The organism is Colwellia sp. BRX8-4 (genome assembly GCF_014077345.1).
In the GTDB taxonomy this organism is placed as follows: Bacteria; Pseudomonadota; Gammaproteobacteria; order Enterobacterales; family Alteromonadaceae; genus Colwellia_A.
The window spans coordinates 1-218 of sequence record NZ_JACGVS010000099.1; the positions used below are offsets into that span (position 1 = coordinate 1).

The following is a 218-nucleotide window of genomic DNA, read 5'->3' on the forward strand; positions in this document are numbered from 1 at the left end:
GTTTCACGAGTGTCTACACAAATTACATGATAACAAATTAGAAGAAGAAAGCCCTTGGGCTTGCTAATAAGATAGGTCTGTAGCTCAGCTGGTTAGAGCGCACCCCTGATAAGGGTGAGGTCGGCAGTTCAAGTCTGCCCAGACCTACCAATTCATACACTGAATTGATTAATCTTCTTCATTAAAGAAAAGACCAAATTAAGGTTTACTTTCGTCAT

At 40.4% G+C, this 218-nt stretch carries 1 tRNA gene; it reads left to right on the forward strand.

Annotation, left to right across the window (positions count from 1 at the left end):
* Nucleotides 1-73 precede the first annotated feature (73 nt).
* A tRNA-Ile gene (locus H4J56_RS19490) sits at nucleotides 74-150 on the forward strand.
* Nucleotides 151-218 lie beyond the last annotated feature (68 nt).